Source organism: Microbacterium sp. 77mftsu3.1 (assembly GCF_900100525.1).
GTDB classification, from domain to species: domain Bacteria; phylum Actinomycetota; class Actinomycetes; order Actinomycetales; family Microbacteriaceae; genus Microbacterium; species Microbacterium aquilitoris.
Genome location: NZ_FNCR01000004.1, coordinates 347,727 through 368,493 on the forward strand (window position 1 = coordinate 347,727; position 20,767 = coordinate 368,493).

The following is a 20,767-nucleotide window of genomic DNA, read 5'->3' on the forward strand; positions in this document are numbered from 1 at the left end:
GCGGCGTGCCCTCCCGAAAGGCGGACCCGCGTCCATGTTGCTTCTCTCCCAGCAGAACACCCAGCAGGCCACCGGAGGAAACTTCTTCATGGACTACGGCCTGCTCATCCTGCTGGCGGCTCTGCTGGTCTTCATGTTCGTCAGCTCGCGTCGCCGCGCGAAGAAGATGAAGGAGCAGCAGGAGCAGAAGGCTCAGCAGATGGTCCCGGGCGTCAAGGTCCTGCTCCAGGGCGGGCTCTACGGCACGATCGTCGAGTACGACCCGACCGACCTCTCCAAGCCGGCTCACGTGGAGCTCGCTCCCGGCATGGTCGTCGAGGTCCACAGCCAGGCCATCCTCCGCATCGTGGAGGACGAGGAGCCCGTCGTCGACGAGGACGAGCAGGTCGCCGGTGACGACGTCATCGTCTCGCGCGACGAGACGATCCTCGACTCGCGTCCCGTCGACAGCACTCCCGACGCGGACGACAAGCCCAAGGCCTGATCTCCTCCGCTTCGGCGGTCCCTGAAGAAAGTTCCCTCCGTGGCTTCATCCACCCCCGTCCGCCGCGCCTGGCGCGCACTCATCGGACTCCTCGCCCTGACCGCCGTGCTCTTCGGGGTGAACGCCGCGGGCGTCATCCTCTTCGAGAAGAGTTCGTGGGTGCCCGAGTTGGCGCTCGACCTCCAGGGCGGCACGCAGATCATCCTGCAGGCGCAGACCCGGGAGGGCGCTCAGCCCACAGCGGATCAGATGCAGCAGGCGGTCTCGATCATCCGTCAGCGCGTGGATGCCTCGGGTGTCGGCGAGACCGACATCACGACGCAGGCGGGCAACCAGATCGTGGTGCAGCTTCCGGGCATCGCCGACGAGGAGACGCGCGACCGCATCGGCCGTTCGGCGCAGATGCAGCTGCGGGCCGTCCTCTACACGGCGGCCCCGAGCAACACGTTCGTCGGTGACGACGGCAAGCAGACCCCGTACCCGACGCCCGGTCCGTCCCTGAACGCGACTCCCACTCCGGCGCCGACGAACGGCAGCGATCTGTCGTGGGCGACGGAAGAGGTGCAGGCCGAGTTCCTCGCCTACGACTGCGCGAAGCCCGCGAACGACCCGGCCCAGGAACCCGCGGATCAGCCGCTGATCACCTGCGACGCGGACGGTTCGGCCAAGTACCTCCTGGGACCCGTGGAGCTCACTGGCTCCGCGATCTCCGACGCGACCAACGGTCTGAACTCGCAGAACGGCCAGTGGGCCGTCAACATCGTCTTCAACGGCGCCGGCACCAAGACTTTCGGCGACATCAGCCAGCGGCTCTTCAACCTGCAGTCGCCGCAGAACCAGTTCGCCTTCGTCCTGGACGGCGAGGTCATCTCCGCTCCGTCGATGAACGCCGTGATCACCGACGGCAAGCCGCAGATCACCGGCAACTTCGACCAGGAGACCTCGAAGACGCTCGCGGATCAGCTCAAGTACGGCGCTCTTCCGCTGAGCTTCGAGGTCCAGAGCAGCAACTCGATCTCGGCGACGCTCGGATCGCAGCAGCTGCTCATCGGTCTCGTCGCCGGACTCATCGGTCTCGCCCTGGTCGCCATCTACTCGCTGACGGTCTACCGTGCCCTCGGCTCGGTCATCATCGCCTCGCTCGCGGTCATGGGCGTCCTCACCTACATCACCCTCTGCATCCTCGCGTGGCGGATGGGGTTCCGACTCTCGCTTGCGGGTGTGGCCGGCCTGATCGTGACGATCGGCTTCACGGCCGACTCGTTCATCGTCTACTTCGAGCGCGTCAGGGACGAACTCCGCGACGGCAAGTCAATCACCGGTGCCGTCGAAGACGGCTGGGATCGCGCCAAGCGCACGATCTACATCTCGAAGTCGATCAACATCCTCGCCGCCGTCGTGCTGTACATCCTGGCCGACTCGACGGTGAAGGGCTTCGCCTTCACGCTGGGTCTGACCACCGTCATCGACGTGCTGATCTTCGTGCTCTTCACGCACCCTGTGATGCAGCTGCTCGCGCGGACGCGTTTCTTCGGCGGGGGGCATCCGCTCTCGGGTCTCGACCCGACCGCACTCGGTGCCGTCTACCGTGGTCGTGCGCAGTTCCGCGCACCCGTCGCCGCCGGCGGCAAGTCCCAGGCCGAGAAGCGCTCGTCGCGGTCCCGCAGCGAAGCCGTCCGCCGACAGACCATCGCTGAGCGCAAGCTCGCGGAGCAGAGCGGCACCAACCGCTCGGCAGGGGAGGGGAACGACTGATGCGTTCCATGAGTGATTTCGGTAACGACCTCTACACGGGCAAGGTCTCCTTCCCGTTCGTCGGCCGTCGCCGTCTCTGGTTCCTGATCGCGGCGATCCTCGTGATCGGTTCGGCGCTCGTGCCGGTCTTCCGTCCGGTCCAGTTCTCGATCGAGTTCACCGGCGGATCGCAGTTCACCGTCAACGACGTCGCCAAGCCCGACCAGCTGCTCGCGACCAAGGCGGTCCAGTCGGTCGTCCCGGATGCCGCGCCGCGCGTCACGACGGTCGGCGACGACAGCCTCCGCATCCAGACCGATCAGATGGGTGAGATCGAGACCCGCGAGGTCACCTCGGCTCTCGTCGAGGCGTACGGGGTGTCGGACGACAGCGTCAGCTCGTCGTTCATCGGACCGAGCTGGGGGGAGAGCGTGACTCGTCAATCCCTCTGGGGCCTGGCGATCTTCCTCGTACTGACGTTCGTGATCCTCGCGCTGTATTTCCGTACCTTCAAGATGTCGGTCGCCGCCATGATCGGTCTGGTCGACGTCCTCGTCGTCACCGTGGGCGTCTACGCGCTGTTCGGCTTCGAGATCTCGCCCGCGGCCGTGATCGGCTTCCTCACGATCTTGTCCTACTCGCTGTACGACACCACGGTCGTCTTCGACAAGATCCGCGAGAATACCTTCGAGGACGGTGAGAAGTCGGGTCGGACCTTCGGTGAGTCGGTCAACCTCGCCGTGAACCAGACCCTCATCCGATCGATCAACACGACCGTCGTGGCGGTGCTGCCGACGGGGGCGATCCTCTTCATCGGCGCCCTGTGGCTCGGGGCTCAGACTCTGACCGACATCTCGCTGTCGATCTTCGTCGGAACGATCGTCGCGGCGTACTCCACGCTGTTCGTCGCCGCGCCGCTGTACTCGCTCCTGCGCGAGAACGAGGCCGACCTCAAGGCGCGCGACCAGCGTGTCGTGGAGACTCGCTCGGCAGCCGTCGCCGCGGTCTGAGCCGGATGCGCGCGGGCGTAGGATTGACCTCCAGTTCCAAGCGCGTGCGGGCATACAGGAGGCGATCGCATGGCTGAAGCGGTCACTCCGACAGGCTCTGCGACGGGTGGGCAATCGCTGCGCAGGCTCGTGCCGCGCATCTTCTCGCGGGCCCCGTCGCGCGACGCCCTCGAAGAGCTCATGCGGACGGTTCGCGTCCACCACCCCAAGGGTGACATCGCGATCGTCGAGCGCGCGTACCGGACGGCGGCGAAAGCGCACGCGTCCCAGAAGCGCCAGAGCGGCGAGCCGTACATCACGCATCCGCTCGCGGTCGCGCAGATCCTCGCCGAACTCGGCCTCGGTCCGCGCGCGATCGCCGCGGCTCTTCTGCACGACACGGTCGAGGACACCGACTACTCGCTCGATCAGCTGACCGCCGACTTCGGCGACGAGGTCGCGATGCTGGTCGACGGCGTCACGAAGCTCGACAAGGTAAAGTACGGCGACGCTGCGCAGGCGGAGACCGTCCGCAAGATGATCGTCGCGATGTCCAAAGACATCCGCGTTCTGCTGATCAAGCTCGCGGACCGCCTGCACAACGCTCGCACCTGGGGGTTCGTCCCTCCCGAGAAGGCCGCCAAGAAGGCCCGCGAGACGCTCGAGATCTACGCGCCGCTGGCGCACCGTCTCGGCATCCAGACCGCCAAGAGCGAGCTCGAGGATCTGTCGTTCGCGGTGCTCCACCCCAAGCTCTACGCCGAGATCGACTCGCTCGTGAAGCAGCGCACCCCGCAGCGCGAGCAGTACGTGCACACGGTCATCGACAACGTCGAGGCGGACCTGCGAGACCTCCGCATCCGCGGACGCGTCATGGGGCGGCCCAAGCAGCTGTACTCCGTCTACCAGAAGATGGTGGTCCGCGGTCGCGAGTTCGACGACATCTACGACCTCATCGGCATCCGCATCATGGTGGGCACGGTCAGGGATTGCTACGCCGTCCTCGGTGCGATCCACGCACGGTGGACGCCGATCCCCGGCCGGTTCAAGGACTACATCGCGACGCCGAAGTTCAACCTCTACCAGTCGCTCCACACGACGGTCATCGGTCCTGGCGGACGCACGGTTGAGATCCAGATACGCACGCACGAGATGCACCAGCAGGCCGAGTACGGCGTCGCGGCGCACTGGAAGTACAAAGAGCAGATCGCCGGCGGCAAGGCGGACTCCAAGGCGATCGACCAGGACATGGCCTGGCTCGCGCACATCTCCGACTGGCAGGCAGAGACCGCAGACCCAGGTGAGTTCCTCGACTCGCTGCGCTTCGAGATCGGTGCGAAGGAGGTCTACGTCTTCACCCCGAAGGGTCGTGTCGTGGGGCTTCCCGCGGGGGCGACCCCGGTCGACTTCGCGTACGCGGTGCACACCGAGATCGGCCACCGCACGATGGGGGCGAAGGTCAACGGCAGGCTCGTTCCCCTCGAGTCTGAACTCCACTCGGGTGACGTCGTCGAGGTGTTCACCTCGAAGAATCCGGATGCCGGGCCGAGCCAGGATTGGCTGGCCTTCGTCAAGAGCACCCGAGCGCGCAACAAGATCCGCGGCTGGTTCACGAAGGAACGCCGAGACGAGGCCGTCGAGCAGGGCAAGGACGCGATCGCTCGCGCGATGCGCCGACAGAACCTACCGCTGCAGCGGCTCATGAGCCAGGACTCGTTCACCGCCGTCGCCCACCAGCTCCGGTACGAAGACGTGACCGCGCTCTACGCGGCGGTCGGCGAAGGCCACGTCTCGACGCAGTCCGTCATCGAGAAGGTGACCGCGCTCGTCCGTTCCGAGGAGGAGGAGACCTCCACCGGTCCCATCGACCTGCCGGCCGTAGGGCGCTCGAAGGCGCCGCGCGGCGGCGACTCCGGTGTCCTCGTCCGCGGTGCCCCCGACATCCTCGTCAAGCTCGCCAAGTGCTGTACACCGGTGCCGGGCGACGAGATCGTGGGCTTCGTGACCCGTGGAAGCGGTGTGTCGGTGCACCGAGCGGACTGCACGAACGTCGGCTCGCTCCGCGATCAGCCCGATCGACTTATCGACGTGTCATGGGCTCCGACGTCGAAGAGCGTCTTCCTCGTGCACATCCAGGTGGAGGCGCTCGACCGTTCGGGCCTGCTCAGCGACATCACGCGGGTGCTCAGCGAACACCACGTGAACATCCTGTCGGCATCCGTCCAGACGACCAACGACCGTCTCGCCCTCAGCCGTTACGTCTTCGAGATGGGCGACACCGTCCACCTCGATCGCGTGCTGAACGCCGTCCGGCGCATCGACGCCGTGTACGACGTCTACCGGGTCACCTCTTCCTGACGCCGCCGTAGTTCTGCGGCCGCCGCCCGTTTGTTGTGGATGGGACCCGCCGCGTCGATCCAGATGACGGCATCGGCGAGGAGGTCCGGTCGCCACGCGAGCATGTCATCGACCAGGTGGCGCGGCGATCCGCCGACCACGGCGTCGCGGACGAGGTCGACGAGGGTGCGGACGGGCGTCGTCACAGCGACGCCGCTGATGAGCTCGACGTCGCCGGCGGGTAGCGCGACATCCCGGAACCGGATGCGCGCGTCGACCGGGAAGGCTGCTCGCCGCCGGCCGGCGCGCTGCAGAGTGTGAATGAGCGGCGGGTCCGGGATGGCACCGTGCACCCACGCCGCGCTCGCGTGGGTGACTGCGCGCTCCGGCCCGCCGATGGAGCGGAAGGATGCTGCGCGCAGCTCTCGTGTCTCGACGGCGTCCGCCGGCATGAACGCCTCGCCGACCTCCACCAGGTCGCCGTCGAGACGGGCGGCAGTCAGCTCCGCAGTCGACAACCGATCATCGGCGAAGTAGAGGAACGGCCACATGAGGGCAGTCTGCGCCATCGAGGTGCGTCGCCGTCGGACTGCCGACACCTCTGTGGAGAACACAGAGAGCGGAGCACCCCGGGGGAGTGCTCCGCTCTCTGTCGGTACGAGGTGTCAGCCGCCGAGGGCGCGCAGCCAGCCCTTGCGGGCTTCGAGAGCGTCCTTCGCCTTGGCGATGGCGGCTTTGTCCTTCGTGGCCTCTGCGGCCGCGAGTTCTTCTTCGAGCTTGGTGATGGCGTCCTGGAGCTGGCTCGTCATGTCGTTCTGACGCGCCTTCGTCTCGGGGTTGTTGCGCTTCCAGTCCTCGTCCTCGCGGGACTTCAGCGTGGTCTCGACCTTGCGGAGCTGGTCGTCCAGCCCGCGCTCGGTGTCGCGCGGGAACACCCGACCGATCTCGTCCCAGCGGCGCTGGATGTTCGTGAGGAGTGTGCGCGCCTTGGCGTTGTCCTTCTCCTTCGCGACGGCGGCAGCTTCGTCGAGCAGAGCGCGCTTGGCCTCGATCTTCTCCTTCGATGCTTCTACGTCCGCGTTCTCGCGTTCGATGCGCGCGCCGTAGAGGACGTCGCCGGCTGCCTTGAACCGGGCCCAGAGCGCGTCGTCCGCCTTCTTTCCGGCGCGGCCGGCGCTCTTCCACTGGTCGAGCAGCTCGCGGTACGCCGAGATGCCATCCTCACCCCTCGGCGCCAGCGCCTCGGCGCGCTCGACGAGGCGCGTCTTCGCATCGCGGGCGCTCTTGTGCTGCTCGTCGAGGCTCGAGTAGAACTCGCGCCGGTTCTTGTCGACGACGGCACGTGCGTCACGGAATCGCTTCCAGAGCTGCTGACCGACCGCCTTGGGCAGACGGGGGCCGGTGCTCTGGTGCTCCTGCCAGCGTGCGAACAGCGCGGCTACGTCCGCCGTCGTCTGCTTCCATTGGATGGAGCGCGGGTCCTTGGCGGCGATCGCCTCGATCTCGGCGACGATGCTCTCGCGCTCGGCGACGGCGGCATCCACTGCCGCCCGCTGCGCCTGCGCCTCTTCCGCGCTCGCCTCGGACAGTGCCCCCTCCAGTGCGGTGACGCGTGCCTCGAGCGTGGCCAGGTCGCCGACTGCGGCAGCGCCGTCGAGCCGTTCACGGATCGTCCGGGCGGTGCCGCGCAGGTCGGATGCCGAGGCGCCGCCCCGACGGTGGCGCACCTCGAGCAGCGTCACCTCGGAGGCGAGGTCTGCATACTTGCGCTCGAAGTAGGCGAGCGCCTCTTCGGGGGTGCCGTCGGGGTACTGGCCGACGACGCGCCACTGGTCGCCCTCACGGACGGAGACGGTGCCGTCGTCGTCGACGCGGCCCCACGGCTGGGTCTCGGCGGATTCGGGGGTGGCGGAACTCACGGGGGTCACCTCGTCGGCGGCATGCGCCGCATGGGGGGTCGGATTAGTGACTCAGCCTAGTACGCGGCGGTCACGGGGTCGGAGTGGGCGTCGGCGAATCCGTCGCCGTGGGCGACGGCGCGGGTGTCTCGCTCGTCGTCGAGGTCGGGGTCGGGCTCGGTGCGGGTTCGGGAGTTCCGGGGCCCACGGTGTAGTAGGCCGCCTGACCCGCCAGGATCCCCAGAAGAAGGATGCCGCCCGCGACGCCGGCGATCACGTTGTCGCGGCGGCGGCGCTGCACCAGCGACGCGTTGAAGCGTCGGCGCGCCTCATAGAGGCGGACGCGCTCCCGTTCCTGTGCGCTTGCGCGCGGCCTGCTCTTGCCCGCTGCCACGGCGATCCTTCCGTCGGGGCTGCGCACGAGCCCAGCCACCTGCAGATTATTCGGCTCGCGCGCTCGCGACAAAACCCGGGGGCCATGCCTCGACCCGGGATGTCGGTGACGGCGATTAGCCTGGGACGATGGCACAGAGTGACGCGCTTTTCCGTGGAGCGACGCCACTGGCCGTCAGGATGCGACCGGCATCTCTCGACGAGGTGGCCGGTCAGACGCATCTGCTGCGCCCCGGTTCGCCGCTCGTCGCCCTCGCAGATTCGGGGCGCGCGACCACCGGCGCGGTGTCCGTGATCCTGTGGGGGCCGCCGGGGACGGGGAAGACGACGCTGGCGCAAGCGATCGCGCGGACGTCGGGCCGTCGGTTCGTGGAGCTGTCCGCGGTGACTGCCGGCGTCAAGGACGTCCGCGAGGTCATGCAGGAGGCGATGACGCAGCGCGACCTCTACGGCGCCTCCACGATCCTCTTCCTCGATGAGATCCACCGCTTCACGAAGGCTCAGCAGGATGCGCTGCTCCCGGGTGTCGAGAACGGGTGGGTCATCCTCATCGCCGCGACCACCGAGAACCCTTCCTTCTCGGTCATCTCGCCGCTGCTGTCGCGGTCGCTTCTGCTCACCCTGCAGCCGCTCACCGATGAGGACCTCGGGATGCTGATCGACCGAGCCGTCAGCGACGCGAGGGGACTCGCGGGTGCGGTCAGCCTGTCGGACGAGGCGCGCGCCGCGTTGGTCCACCTCGCATCCGGTGACGCGCGGCGTGCGTTGACCTCGCTCGAGGCCGCGGCGTCCATGGCTGAACCCGCGGAGCCGACCGACGAATCGGATGACGGCGCCGAGGAGACCGCCCCGCCGGTCATCACGGCGGAGCACGTCGCGCAGGCCGTCGACCGCGCGCTGCTGCGGTACGACCGGCAGGGCGACGAGCACTACGACGTCATCAGTGCCTTCATCAAGTCGATCCGCGGATCCGACCCGGATGCCGCGATCCACTACCTCGCCCGGATGATCGAAGCCGGTGAGGATCCCCGGTTCATCGCGCGGCGCCTCGTCATCTCCGCCGCGGAGGACATCGGACTCGCCGACCCGCAGGCGCTCCAGATCGCGGTCGCCGCGGCTGACGCGGTTGCGTTCATCGGGATGCCGGAGGGACGCATCCCCCTGGCGGAAGCGACCGCCTACCTCGCGACCACGGCGAAATCGAACGCCGCGTACACCGCGATCAACGCGGCGATCGCGGACGTCCGTGCCGGCGGTTTCGGCCGGGTGCCGATCCACCTGAGGGACGCGCATTACGCCGGAGCGAAGCGCCTGGGTCACGGCAAGGGGTACGTGTACCCGCACGATCTCGATGTCGGCGTCGCGACGCAGCAGTACCTGCCCGACGAACTGCGTGGTCGCCGCTATTACGAGCCGACCGGTCGGGGTGTGGAGCGGGACATCTCCGCCCGACTCGAGAAGATCCGGAAGATCCTCGGTGACTGATCCTCGGTGGGTGCGCGAATCGGGTGAGGTCGTCTACGACGGCTTCACCCGGATCCGGCGCGACGTGTACCGGATGCCGGACGGCGCGCGCGCCGACTGGGACGTCCTCGACCAGGGCGACACGATCGCGGTCATCGCCTTCACCCCGCATGGCACGGTGGTTCTCTTCGATCAATTCCGGGTCGGCCCGCAGCGTGTCATCGCCGAGATCCCCGGGGGCGCCGTCGATCCGGGTGAGTCGCCGCGAGAGGCGGGCGTCCGGGAACTCCGCGAAGAGACCGGCTATCGGGCGGGCATCGTCGTGGAGGCGGGCTCCGAGTGGAGCGGCGCCAACTCGACGCGGCGTCAGCACGTCCTGATCGCCGCGGACTGCGTCCCGGAAGGCCCGCCGGAATGGGATGAGCTCGAGCACGGCACCGTGCGCGAGGTCCCGGATGCCGCCTTCTTCGCCCATCTGCTGTCCGGCGAGCTGAGTGATGCCGGCGTGGCGCTGCGCGGACTCACCGTCTTCGCGCGTGACGCGAACGTCGACGTGGGGCTGGAACCGCTGCAGCGGCGCGTCCGAGCGATGCTGAGCGGCGATGCACCTGCAGCAGGCGGGGCCGATGACCTCGGCCGGAGGATCGACGATGTGTGGGCGGCGGCCGACGAAGAGAAGCCCGACGAGCTCCGCGCCGCGATGAGCGGCGCGCTCGCGGGGACTCCCGGCAGCGACCCTCGAGCCCTGTTCGAGCGTGCGTCCGTCGAGGACTTCCTGGGGGAGGAGGCGGCGGCGATCCCGCTTTATCGCGCGGCGCTCGCTGCGGGGCTCGAGTCTCCCTACGAGACGCAGGCGAGGATCCAGCTGGCGAGTTCCCTGCGCAACGTGGGGGATGCCTCGGGCGCGATCGCCATTCTGAGGGACGTCCCGCCGACCGACCCGTTGGCGGGCGCCGCGGCCGGCTTCCGAGCGCTCGCCCTGTACGACGACGACAAAGCCGTCCGTGCGCTCCGCACCGCCCTCGCGGCTCTCGCTGACGGGATACCGCTCTACGGCCGGGCGCTCCGCGCCTACGCAGCCGAGGTCCGTTCCCGCCCTCGCATCCGCGTGATCTCGGTGGCGGTCGTCATGAGGGACGGGTTCATCCTGGGGGAGCTGTATCCGGCGACGACGGTCCGCCCGGCCTTCTTGCGGGCTCCGGGCGGCGGTGTGGAACCGGGGGAGACGGCCGAGGCGGCCGTCCGCCGAGAGCTCGCAGAGGAACTCGGGGCGACGGTGACGGAGTCGCGGCTCCTCGGGGTCATCGAGAACATCTTCGACAACGAGGGCCGGCCCGGACACGAGATCGCGTACCTCTTCGCGGTGAGTAGTCCCGAGCTCGATGCCCTGAGCGTCGACGAGCGGATCCAGGTTCTCGACGGTGAGACGTCGGTCGGCTGGTACCGGCTCGATGACCTCCACCCGGATGCGTTCCCCTTCTACCCGCCCGGTGCGCTCGATCTGGCTCACGGCCAGGGATGATCCCACCCGTCTGTTAGGCTTAATCGGCTCGAAACCGTGTTTTCGGGCATCCTCTTCTCTCTTTCCCACCTTTCGGCGTGCCCCGGCGTGCAGTCCGAGAGGGCGAGAGACGGCGATACGCCCGTGAGCCGTGAAAGACATGGCCACGTCATGGAAGGAAGATTTCGTGGCAACGAAGTCCCAGGACCGCCGCAAGGTGCGCCTCTCGCGCGCCCTCGGCGTCGCACTGACCCCCAAGGCCGCCCGCTACCTCGAGAAGCGTCCCTACGCTCCCGGTGAGCACGGCCGCACCAAGCGCAAGCAGGACAGCGACTACGCCGTCCGTCTTCGCGAGAAGCAGCGTCTGCGCGAGCAGTACGGCATCCGCGAGAAGCAGATGCGCAACACCTTCAACGAGGCCCGCCGCACGGAGGGTCTGACCGGTGAGAACCTCGTCGAGCTCCTCGAAATGCGTCTCGACTCGCTCGTGCTCCGTTCGGGCTTCGCCCGCACGACGGCGCAGGCGCGTCAGCTCGTCGTGCACCGTCACATCCTCGTCGACGGCCAGCTCGTCGACCGCCCGTCCTTCCGCGTGAAGCCGGGCCAGACGATCCACGTCAAGGCCAAGAGCGAGGCTCTCGAGCCGTTCCAGGTCGCAGCCGCCGGCGGTCACGCCGAAGTCCTGCCCCCGGTTCCCGGTTACCTGTCGGTCGAGCTCGACAAGCTCCAGGCCCGTCTCGAGCGTCGCCCCAAGCGCGCCGAGGTCCCGGTGACCTGTGAAGTCCAGCTCGTCGTCGAGTACTACGCCGCGCGCTAAGCGAGGTTCGACCGCTCAGCGGTTCGAAGGGGCGTCGGGTTCACCCGGCGCCCCTTCTGCTTTGCACATAACATGGACCCCATGAAGAAAGTCCTCTGGTTCCTGATGGGCATCGTCGCCGGCTTCGTCGCCGCGCACCTGGTCAACAAGGACCCGCGAGGCCAGGAACTCCTCTCCGAGGTCGACCTCCGCATCTCCGAGTTCACCGACCGGATGGGCGAGGCCTACCGGACGCAGGAGGCGAAGATCGAGGGCATCGTCGCCGACGCGCAGGACGCCCTGTCGAAGGATGCCGCGTCCGCCCCGCAGGGCGACTGACCCACTTCCCCATCTCCCGGTCGCGGCCCCTGGGACGCGACCGATCCCGCATGCAGTTTGAGGACACACGATGAAGACCGCTGAGATCGCCCGGCGCTACCTGGACTACTTCGAGAAGCGCGGGCACACGATCGTGCCCTCGGCATCCCTCGTCAGCGACGACCCGGCGCTGCTGTTCACCGTCGCCGGCATGGTCCCCTTCATCCCGTATCTCTCGGGCGATGTTCCCGCGCCCTACAAGCGTGCGGCGGACAACCAGAAGTGCATCCGCACGAACGACATCGAAGAGGTCGGCAAGACCCCGCGTCACGGCACGTTCTTCCAGATGCTGGGCAACTGGTCGTTCGGCGACTACTTCAAGAAGGACGCGATCCGGTACGCCTGGGAGCTCCTCACCACGCCCGACGACGACGGGGGGCTCGGATTCGATCCGAAGGACCTCTGGGTCACCGTCTACGAGGAGGACGACGAGGCGATTCAGCTCTGGCTCGAGCACTCGAGCCTCCCCGAGGAGCGCATCCAGCGCCTGGGCAAGGACACCAACTACTGGACCACGGGGCTTCCCGGTCCCGCCGGCCCGTGCTCCGAGATCTTCTTCGACCGCGGTCCCGAGTACGGCGTCGACGGCGGACCCGCCACGGATGACGACCGCTACGTCGAGATCTGGAACCTCGTGTTCATGCAGTACGAGATCACGAACGTGCGCTCGAAGTACGAGTTCGACATCATCGGGGATCTGCCCGCGCAGAACATCGACACCGGTATGGGGCTCGAGCGCGTCGCGTTCATCAAGCAGGGTGTCGACAACATGTACGAGACGGACCAGGTCCGTCCCGTCCTCGACAAGGCCGTGGAGCTCTCGGGCAAGCGGTACGGCGAGAACCACGACGACGACGTTCGCTTCCGTGTGGTGGCGGACCACATCCGCTCGTCGCTCATGCTCCTGTCCGACGGCGTCACTCCGGCCAACGACGGCCGCGGCTACATCCTGCGCCGTCTCATGCGCCGCGCGATCCGCTCGATGCGTCTGCTGGGCGTCGAGGGACCGACGTTCGCGGAGCTCTTCGCCGTCTCCCGGGACGCCATGAAGGAGTCGTACCCCGTCGTCGAGACCGACTACGCCCGGCTGTCGCAGTACGCGCTGGCCGAGGAGGCGACGTTCCTGCGCACCCTCGCGAGCGGGTCGGAGATCCTCGACACCTCGATCGAGTCCGCGAAGTCCACGCAGTCGACCGCGCTGAGCGGCTCGCAGGCGTTCCTGCTGCACGACACGTACGGCTTCCCGATCGACCTCACGCTCGAGATCGCCGAGGAAGCCGGCCTCACGGTCGACCGCGCCGGATTCGACACCCTCATGAAGGAGCAGCGGGACCGCGCCAAGGCCGACGCCCGCTCGCGCAAGCGTCAGCTCGCCGACACGAGCGTCTACCGCGACTTCCGTGCGCTGGGTGAGACGGTCTTCACGGGATACACGGATCTCGAGACGGAGTCCCGGATCCTCGGCATCCTCGTCGACGGCGCCCCGGCCGATCGTGCCGCGCAGGGGCAGATAGCCGAGGTCATCACCGCCGAGACCGCCCTCTACGCGGAGTCCGGCGGCCAGGTCGCTGACAAGGGCGTCATCGTCGGTCCGGGCTACGAGCTCGAGGTCCTCGACGTGCAGAAGCCCGTCCCCGGTCTCATCAGCCACACGGTCGAGGTGACCACGGGCGAGGTCGCCGTCGGTCACGCCGCGACGACGGTGGTGGATGCCGCGAACCGCCGTGCGGCCGCGCAGGCCCACTCCGCCACCCACCTCGTTCACGCCGCTCTGCGCGACACCCTCGGTAACAGCGCCACCCAGGCGGGCTCCCTCAACCGCGCCGGATATCTGCGGTTCGACTTCTCGTGGGGTCAGGCGCTCTCGCCCGAGACACGGAGCGAGATCGAGGAGATCGCCAACAACGCCGTCCGCGACGACCTCGAGGTCACGACCCGGGTCATGTCGCTCGACGAGGCGAAGGCCGCGGGCGCCATGGCGCTGTTCGGCGAGAAGTACGGCGACACCGTGCGGATGGTCGACATCGGCGGCCCCTGGTCGCGCGAGCTGTGCGCCGGCACTCATGTGTCCTCGAGCGCCCAGGTAGGGCTCATCAACCTCGTGGGGGAGTCGTCGGTCGGCGCCTCCAACCGCCGCGTCGAGGCCCTCGTGGGTCAGGATGCGTTCCGCGAGCTCGCGGCCGAGCGGGCGATCGTGTCCCAGCTCACCTCGGGACTGAAGATCCCGCGTGACCAGCTGCCCGCCCGCATCGCGGAGCTCCAGGCGAGCCTCAAGGCGGCAGAGAAGAAGATCGCCCAGTTCGAGGCGAAGGCCCTCGGCGAGCGGGTCCCGACTCTTGCGGCATCCGCCGTCTCCGCCGGTTCCTACCGTGTGGTGGCGCAGTCGATCGGCTCGGTCGCCTCCGCAGACGACCTGCGGACCCTCGCGCTGCAGGTGCGCGAGTGTCTCGGTTCCGACGCCGGTGTCGTCGCCCTCGCGGGTGAGGCCGGTGGGCGTCCGATCGTCATCGTCGCGACGAACGAGGCCGCGCGTGCCGCGGGTGCCAAGGCCGGTCTGCTCGCGAAGACCGCTGCCGGTGTGCTCGGCGGCGGCGGCGGCGGCCGTGACGATGTGGCTCAGGGAGGCGGAACGGATGCGTCCGCTCTGCCGACCGCGCTGAGCGGCATCGTCGCGGCACTGGAGGGTGCGACCGCGTGAGCGGTTTCCGTCGCGGGGTCCGACTCGGGATCGACGTCGGGCGAGCCCGCGTCGGGGTCGCCCGGTGCGATCCGGACGGGATGCTCGCCGTCCCCGTCGAGACCGTGCCCCGGGCCGAGACCTCGGTCGCGCGCATCGTCGAGATCGCGCGCGAGTACGACCCGCTCGAGATCCTTGTCGGTCTCCCGATCAGCCTCGGCGGGTCAGAGACCGCATCGACGACGGATGCGCGCGAGTTCGCCACCGAGCTCTCCGCCGCCGTCGATGCGCCCATCCGACTGGTCGACGAGCGGCTGAGCACCGTTTCGGCGAACGCCGTGCTCCGTCAGAACGGGCGTTCGCAGAAGTCGTCTCGTAGGATTGTCGACCAGATCGCCGCGGTCGTCCTCCTCCAGCAGGCGATCGACGTCGAGAAGAGCACCGGTAACCCGGCCGGTGCGGCGCTGTAGGAGACGCAGGAGTCCACCGATGTCCGAGACCCCCTCGCGCGACGACCGCCCCGAGACCTTCCCGGCAGATCCTTCCGCTTCGACGGACGGGGCGATCCCGTCGTCGCGTCGGGCTGCCCGGAGGGCGCAGAGCCAGGAGCCGACGGGGTCGGCGACGGACGCCGGAGCCGTGCCCGGTGGGCAGCGGGAAGAGGCAGCATCCGTTGCTGCTCCACGTCCTCGTCCGGCCGAGCGGGCGACCGCCTCGTCGACCGCCCCGATCGATGCGCTCTTCGAGGACGAGGGACTGAAGGCCCCGTCCGCCGCACCGCACCGGCAGGACCGTGACCGGCGCAAGAGCCGGGTCGCCGCGTGGGGCGTCTTCGTCATCATCATCGCCATCATCGGCGGACTGGTCGGCGGCGGGTTCGCCGTGTTCAACACCTACGAGGATCAGATCCGGAAGGTCCTCGGATGGGAGGAGCCGAAGGATTACGAGGCCGGTCTCGCCGAAGGCGAGGCGAGCGTCACGGTCCTCTCGGGCCAGACGGGTGCCGACATCTCCCGCGCGCTCTTCGATGCGGGGGTCACGAAGACCTCCGACGCGTTCTACTCGTATCTGATCGACAACGGAGAGGATCCGAACGTCCTCAAACCGGGCGTGTACTCCCTGCAGAAGAAGATGACTTCGCAAGCGGCGTTCGAGGCTTTGCTCGATCCCGCGAACAAGCAGGAGTACACCGCCCAGCTGCGCGAGGGCCTGACGGTCGCGCAGTCGGTCCCGCGTATCGCCGAAGGCGTCGGACTGCCCGTCGCCGATGTCGAGGCGGCCGTCAAGGACCCCGCTGCTTACGGGGTGAAGGCGCCGAGTCTCGAAGGATGGCTGTTCCCGGCGACGTACACCTTCAACCCCGGCGTGACCGCGAAAGAGGTCGTTCAGACGATGGTCGACCGGACCATCGCAGCCCTCGACGACGCCGGCGTGCCCGCCGATCAGCGGGAGAAGATCCTCACGATCGCGTCGATCATCGAGAAGGAAGGCCGCTACGAGGACGACTTCTACAAGGTTTCCCGCGTGATCCAGAACCGGTTGGATCCGGCGATCAGCGACACCAACGGTCTCCTGCAGATGGACTCGACCGCCCAGTACCCGTTCGCCGACCGCGAGGGCGGGACGAGTTCGCGCGCCGAGGAGCTCGCGGACGACAACGGGTGGAACACGTACAAGAAGAAGGGTCTGCCGGTCACCCCCATCGCGAACCCGGGAGAGCTCGCCATGAAGGCGGCTCTGAACCCGGCCGAGGGACCGTGGCAGTACTTCGTCACGGTCAACCTCGACACGGGGGAGACCGTCTTCTCGGCGACCTTCGCCGAGCATGAGAAAGCCGTCGCCCAGTACCAGAAGTGGTGCCGCGACAACCCCGACGGAGGCTGCTCCTGATGACGGCCACCGCCCCGGAGGCCACCGCTCTGGAAGTCTGGGGCGATCCGATCGGGCACAGCCTGTCGCCGGTCATGCACTCGGCCGCGTACGCGTTGCTCGGCTGGGAGTGGACCTACGGCCGACGACGCGTCGACGAGGCGTCGTTCGCGGGCGAGCTCGCCGCCCTCGGCGCCGACCACCGCGGACTCTCGCTGACGATGCCGCTGAAGCGCGCGGCGTTCGACGTCGCGTCCGAGCGCGACGTGCGCGCCACCCTCGTCGGTGCGGCGAACACGCTGGTGCGGACGCCCGCGGGGTGGCGGGCGTTCAACACGGATGCCGGGGGCATCGTCGCCGCGCTCCGTGAACAGGGTGTCGAGGCCGTCGACCGCGCACGCATCGTCGGCGCGGGGGCGACGGCATCCGCTGCGCTCGTGGCGCTGTCCGAGCTCGGCGTCCGCGACGTCGAGGTCGCCGCACGTCGCCCCGAGGCGGTCCAGGGACTCGTCGACCTGGGGGAGCGGCTCGGTGTCCGCGTCGTCGCCGCACCGCTCGCGGGCGAACGGACCGACGCCGTCGATGCGACGATCGCGACGCTGCCGGGCGGGGTATCGGTGGATGCCGGGGCCGCGGACGCCCTGGCGGCGGCGGGCGGCGTCCTCATGGACGTCGTCTACGGTCACTGGCCCACCGACTTGTCCCGGGCGTGGGACCGCGCCGGGCGGCCCGCCTCGGGGGGAGAGGGGATGCTGCTGCACCAGGCGGTCCTGCAGATCCGGGCGTTCGCCACGGGGGGCGTCGACGAACCGCTCCCGCGCGAGCCCGATGTGGTGGCGGTCATGCGCCGTGCGCTCGTGGGAGACTAGACCAATGCTCCGCGTGCTCACCGCCGGCGAATCCCACGGCCCCGAACTCGTCGCCATCATGGAGGGCCTGCCCTCCGGCGTCCCCGTCTCGCTCGACGCGATCCGCGCCGACCTCGCTCGACGCAAGCTCGGCTACGGCCGCGGCTCGCGAATGAAGTTCGAGGAGGACGAGCTGAACCTCTCGGGCGGCGTCCGACACGGTTTCTCGCTCGGCAGTCCGATCGCCCTTCGCATCGGCAACACCGAGTGGCCCAAGTGGGTCGAGGTCATGAACCCCGAGCCCACCGAGTTGAGCGAGCGCTCCCGCGGCCGCGGTGCCGCGCTCACGCGCCCCCGCCCCGGTCACGCCGACCTCGTGGGCATGCAGAAGTACGACTTCGATGAGGCCCGTCCGATCCTCGAGCGCGCCAGCGCCCGCGAGACGGCCGCTCGTGTCGCGCTCGGCGCGATCGCCCGCAGCTTCCTGTCAGAGCTCGGTATCCGCCTCGTGAGCCACACGCTCTCGATCGGCCCCGTGCAGGTGCCCGAGGGGGCGGAGCTCCCCGGTCCCGACGACGTCGACGCGCTCGACGCCGATCCGCTCCGCTGCTTCGACCCGGCGACCTCCGAGCGCATGGTCGCCGAAGTGGATGCCGCGAAGAAGGACGGCGACACCCTCGGCGGCATCGTCGAGGTGCTCGCCTACGGTCTTCCCCCGGGGCTCGGATCGCACGTGCACTGGGACCGCCGTCTCGACGGCAAGCTCGCCCAGGCCCTCATGAGCGTCCAGGCGATCAAGGGTGTCGAGGTCGGCGACGGATTCGAGACGACGCGTCGCCGCGGGTCCGCCGCGCACGATGAGCTCTTCGCGACGGAAGGCGGCATCACGCGCGCCTCCGACCGCGCCGGCGGGACCGAGGGCGGGATGTCGACCGGCACGGTGCTCCGCGTCCGGGCCGGCATGAAGCCGATCGCGACGATCCCGCACGCGCTGCGCACGGTCGACGTGGCCACCGGTGAGACCGCCGCGGCCCACCACCAGCGTTCGGACGTCTGCGCGGTTCCCGCGTCGGGCGTCGTCGCCGAGGCGATGGTCGCGATCGTGCTCGCCGATGCCGTACTCGAGAAGTTCGGCGGCGACAGCATCCGTGAGACGCGTCGCAACCTCGAGACCTACCTCGCGGCGATCCCCGAGACGCTCAAGACGACCCCTGCGTCCGAGGCGGCACTCCTCGCGCATGACCTCGCCTGAGCCGTCGTCGATCGTCCTGATCGGTCCGATGGGGGCCGGTAAGACGAGTGTCGGCAAGCGGGTCGCCAAGCGGCTCGGCCGGACCTTCCACGACACCGATGCGATGGTCGTGAGAGCGCACGGACCGATCGCGGAGCTCTTCGCGACGCAGGGCGAGCCCCGCTTCCGCGAACTCGAGCGCGACGCGGTCGAGGAGGCGCTGTCGCGCGGCGGCGTCGTGTCGCTCGGCGGCGGAGCGGTCCTCGACGGGACCACGCGCGAGCGGCTTCGGGCACATCGCGTCGCGCTCCTCACCGTCGCTCCTCGCGTCGTCGCGCGTCGATTGGGCGAAGCGGCATCCCGCCCCCTGCTCTCGGCGGGCGACGAGACGCCGATCCAGCGCTGGGAGCGCATCTACGCCGAGCGCCGACCACTGTACGAATTCGTCGCCGACGCGACGTTCGACACCTCATCCGGGCCACTCGAGAACATCGTGACCGCCATCGCGGACTGGGCCGAGCCCGCCGCCGACATTCCGGGAGTCACCCCATGACCCACACGACCATCAGCGTCACCGGCGCGACTCCCTACGACATCCACGTCGGGCGGGGACTCCTCGCCGGAGTCCGCGATCACCTCGCCCCGACGGTGAAAAAGGTGCTGATCGTCCACACCCCGCGCCTGGGGGCGAAGGCCTCGGAGCTCCGAGACCTCCTCGTCGCCGACGACGCGCTCGAGGTGCTGATCGCAGAGATCCCCGACGCCGAGGACGGCAAGCGCATCGAGGTCGCGGCCTTCTGCTGGCAGGTCATGGGCCAGGCCGACTTCACTCGCACCGACGCGGTCATCGGCTTCGGCGGCGGCGCGGTGACGGACCTCGCCGGGTTCGTCGCGGCATCCTGGCTGCGCGGCGTGCAGATCGTGCAGATTCCGACGACGGTCCTCGGGATGGTGGATGCCGCCGTCGGCGGCAAGACCGGCGTCAACACAGCCGAGGGGAAGAACCTCGTCGGCGCGTTCTGGGCGCCGCGGTCGGTGATCTGCGACCTCGACGTGCTGGACACGTTGCCGCGCAACGAGATCGTCGCCGGATTCGCCGAGGTCGTGAAGGCCGGCTTCATCTGGTTCCCCGAGATCCTCGACATCGTCGAGCGCGACCCCGAGGCCGCCGTCGACCCCTCGACCGACGAGTTCCGCCGCTGCATCGAGCTCGCGATCGAGATGAAGGCGCGTGTCGTGAGCGAGGACTTCCGCGAGGCGGGGCTCCGTGAGGTCCTGAACTACGGGCACACCCTGGGGCACGCCATCGAACACGCCGAGCGGTACCGCTGGCGTCACGGCGCCGCCATCTCGATCGGCATGATGTACGTCGCCGAACTGTCGCGACTGGCGGGGCGTCTCTCCGACGAGGACGTCGCCCGGCACCGTCGCATCTTCGACATGCTCGGCCTCCCGACGACCTACCGCATGGACGGCTGGCAGCACCTTCTGGGCGTCATGCAGCGCGACAAGAAGTCGCGCGCCGGCATGCTCCGCTTCATCGTCCTCGACGCGATCGGCAAGCCGACCGTCATGCAGGCCCCCGACGAATCGCTGCTGTTCGCCGCGTACCAGGAGATCGCCGGGTGACGGATGCCGCGGTCCGCCGCATCCGCCTGCAGGAGTGGCGCGAGGTCCGCGACCTCCGCATCCGCGCGGTGAGCGACCCGGCGGCATCCATCGCCTTCCTGACCACGCGCGAGCAGGAGTCGGCCCGCGACGACGCGCACTGGCAGGCGCGGACCGCGGAAGCAGCCCTGGGACAGAACGCGGCGCAGTTCGTCGCGATCTCAGGGGAGAGGTGGATCGGCTCCGTGACGGTCCTGGTGCGGGATGCCGGCGCGACGGACGCGCTCGGACGCGGCGTCGCCGCCCCACGGGCCGAACTCGTCGGGGTCTTCGTCGACCCGGGCCATCGCGGTCGCGGCGTCCTCGACGCCCTGGTGGAGGAGGCATCCGTCTGGGCCGAGACCGCCGGCGCTGACGGGCTCACCCTCGACGTCCACATCGACAACGCCCGCGCGCAGGCGGCCTACCGCCGGCTGGGTTTCACGGCGACCGGGCTCGCCCTCGACACAGAGGTTGGGCGCGAGATCCAGATGCACCGCCCCTCCCACTAGGGTCGTCAC

19 protein-coding genes are annotated in these 20,767 nt (G+C 69.0%); 16 read left to right on the forward strand and 3 right to left on the reverse strand.

What is annotated here, in order from left to right; all coding sequences use genetic code 11:
- Positions 1-34: 34 nt before the first annotated feature.
- The 4 genes from BLR68_RS12500 (at position 35) to BLR68_RS12515 (ending at position 5,565) form a co-directional block, all read left to right on the forward strand.
- Complete coding sequence (locus BLR68_RS12500) at positions 35-484, forward strand: preprotein translocase subunit YajC (RefSeq protein ID WP_018186722.1); 450 nt, start codon at positions 35-37, stop codon at positions 482-484.
- Positions 485-523: 39 nt separating this feature from the next.
- On the forward strand, positions 524-2,239 hold the full coding sequence (secD, locus tag BLR68_RS12505; protein WP_018186723.1) for a protein translocase subunit SecD: 1,716 nt from the start codon (positions 524-526) through the stop codon (positions 2,237-2,239).
- Entirely contained in the window at positions 2,239-3,228 is a 990-nt protein-coding gene (gene secF / locus BLR68_RS12510) for a protein translocase subunit SecF (protein ID WP_018186724.1), read from the forward strand. Before secD ends, secF begins: the two co-directional genes overlap by 1 nt.
- Positions 3,229-3,297: 69 nt before the next feature.
- Positions 3,298-5,565 carry a RelA/SpoT family protein gene (locus BLR68_RS12515; RefSeq protein WP_018186725.1) on the forward strand — a complete coding sequence of 756 codons (2,268 nt, stop codon included), beginning with the start codon at positions 3,298-3,300 and terminating at the stop codon, positions 5,563-5,565.
- Here BLR68_RS12515 and BLR68_RS12520 read toward each other — a convergent pair.
- The 3 genes from BLR68_RS12520 to BLR68_RS12530 all read right to left on the reverse strand — a co-directional run bounded on the left by BLR68_RS12520 (position 5,544) and on the right by BLR68_RS12530 (position 7,875).
- Entirely contained in the window at positions 5,544-6,113 is a 570-nt protein-coding gene (locus BLR68_RS12520; protein WP_018186726.1) for a hypothetical protein, read from the reverse strand. The two genes, BLR68_RS12515 and BLR68_RS12520, sit on opposite strands and share 22 nt — an antisense overlap.
- Positions 6,114-6,209: 96 nt before the next feature.
- Complete coding sequence (locus tag BLR68_RS12525; RefSeq protein WP_018186727.1) at positions 6,210-7,463, reverse strand: DUF349 domain-containing protein; 1,254 nt, start codon at positions 7,461-7,463, stop codon at positions 6,210-6,212.
- A 70-nt stretch (positions 7,464-7,533) separates the two neighbouring features.
- Positions 7,534-7,875 carry a dioxygenase gene (locus BLR68_RS12530; protein WP_256335389.1) on the reverse strand — a complete coding sequence of 114 codons (342 nt, stop codon included), beginning with the start codon at positions 7,873-7,875 and terminating at the stop codon, positions 7,534-7,536.
- A gap of 89 nt (positions 7,876-7,964) precedes the next feature.
- Between BLR68_RS12530 and BLR68_RS12535 the strand changes: the two genes are divergently transcribed.
- The 12 genes from BLR68_RS12535 to BLR68_RS12590 all read left to right on the forward strand — a co-directional run bounded on the left by BLR68_RS12535 (position 7,965) and on the right by BLR68_RS12590 (position 20,758).
- Entirely contained in the window at positions 7,965-9,320 is a 1,356-nt protein-coding gene (locus BLR68_RS12535) for a replication-associated recombination protein A (RefSeq protein WP_081626443.1), read from the forward strand.
- The gene (locus tag BLR68_RS12540) at positions 9,313-10,821 is read left to right on the forward strand and encodes a tetratricopeptide repeat protein (protein WP_256335390.1); all 1,509 of its coding nucleotides are present in this window, start codon (positions 9,313-9,315) and stop codon (positions 10,819-10,821) included. The genes BLR68_RS12535 and BLR68_RS12540 overlap by 8 nt, the downstream gene beginning before the upstream one ends.
- 139 nt (positions 10,822-10,960) lie before the next feature.
- A complete protein-coding gene (gene rpsD / locus BLR68_RS12545) occupies positions 10,961-11,617 on the forward strand; it encodes a 30S ribosomal protein S4 (RefSeq protein ID WP_018186731.1) in 657 nt (218 codons plus the stop codon).
- 81 nt (positions 11,618-11,698) lie between these two features.
- On the forward strand, positions 11,699-11,935 hold the full coding sequence (locus BLR68_RS12550) for a hypothetical protein (RefSeq protein ID WP_018186732.1): 237 nt from the start codon (positions 11,699-11,701) through the stop codon (positions 11,933-11,935).
- A 70-nt stretch (positions 11,936-12,005) separates the two neighbouring features.
- The gene (alaS, locus tag BLR68_RS12555; RefSeq protein WP_018186733.1) at positions 12,006-14,672 is read left to right on the forward strand and encodes an alanine--tRNA ligase; all 2,667 of its coding nucleotides are present in this window, start codon (positions 12,006-12,008) and stop codon (positions 14,670-14,672) included.
- Entirely contained in the window at positions 14,669-15,121 is a 453-nt protein-coding gene (gene ruvX / locus BLR68_RS12560; RefSeq protein ID WP_018186734.1) for a Holliday junction resolvase RuvX, read from the forward strand. The genes alaS and ruvX overlap by 4 nt, the downstream gene beginning before the upstream one ends.
- 19 nt (positions 15,122-15,140) lie before the next feature.
- Entirely contained in the window at positions 15,141-16,541 is a 1,401-nt protein-coding gene (gene mltG / locus BLR68_RS12565; RefSeq protein ID WP_018186735.1) for an endolytic transglycosylase MltG, read from the forward strand.
- Complete coding sequence (locus BLR68_RS12570; protein ID WP_018186736.1) at positions 16,541-17,389, forward strand: shikimate dehydrogenase; 849 nt, start codon at positions 16,541-16,543, stop codon at positions 17,387-17,389. Before mltG ends, BLR68_RS12570 begins: the two co-directional genes overlap by 1 nt.
- Positions 17,390-17,393: 4 nt before the next feature.
- Positions 17,394-18,620, forward strand: coding sequence for a chorismate synthase (gene aroC, locus BLR68_RS12575; protein WP_018186737.1), 1,227 nt, complete (start codon positions 17,394-17,396; stop codon positions 18,618-18,620).
- Positions 18,607-19,152: a shikimate kinase gene (locus BLR68_RS12580; RefSeq protein WP_018186738.1), complete on the forward strand. Its 546-nt coding sequence runs from the start codon at positions 18,607-18,609 to the stop codon at positions 19,150-19,152. Before aroC ends, BLR68_RS12580 begins: the two co-directional genes overlap by 14 nt.
- On the forward strand, positions 19,149-20,228 hold the full coding sequence (aroB, locus tag BLR68_RS12585) for a 3-dehydroquinate synthase (RefSeq protein ID WP_018186739.1): 1,080 nt from the start codon (positions 19,149-19,151) through the stop codon (positions 20,226-20,228). Before BLR68_RS12580 ends, aroB begins: the two co-directional genes overlap by 4 nt.
- Complete coding sequence (locus BLR68_RS12590) at positions 20,225-20,758, forward strand: GNAT family N-acetyltransferase (protein ID WP_018186740.1); 534 nt, start codon at positions 20,225-20,227, stop codon at positions 20,756-20,758. The genes aroB and BLR68_RS12590 overlap by 4 nt, the downstream gene beginning before the upstream one ends.
- The last annotated feature ends 9 nt before the right edge of the window (positions 20,759-20,767 follow it).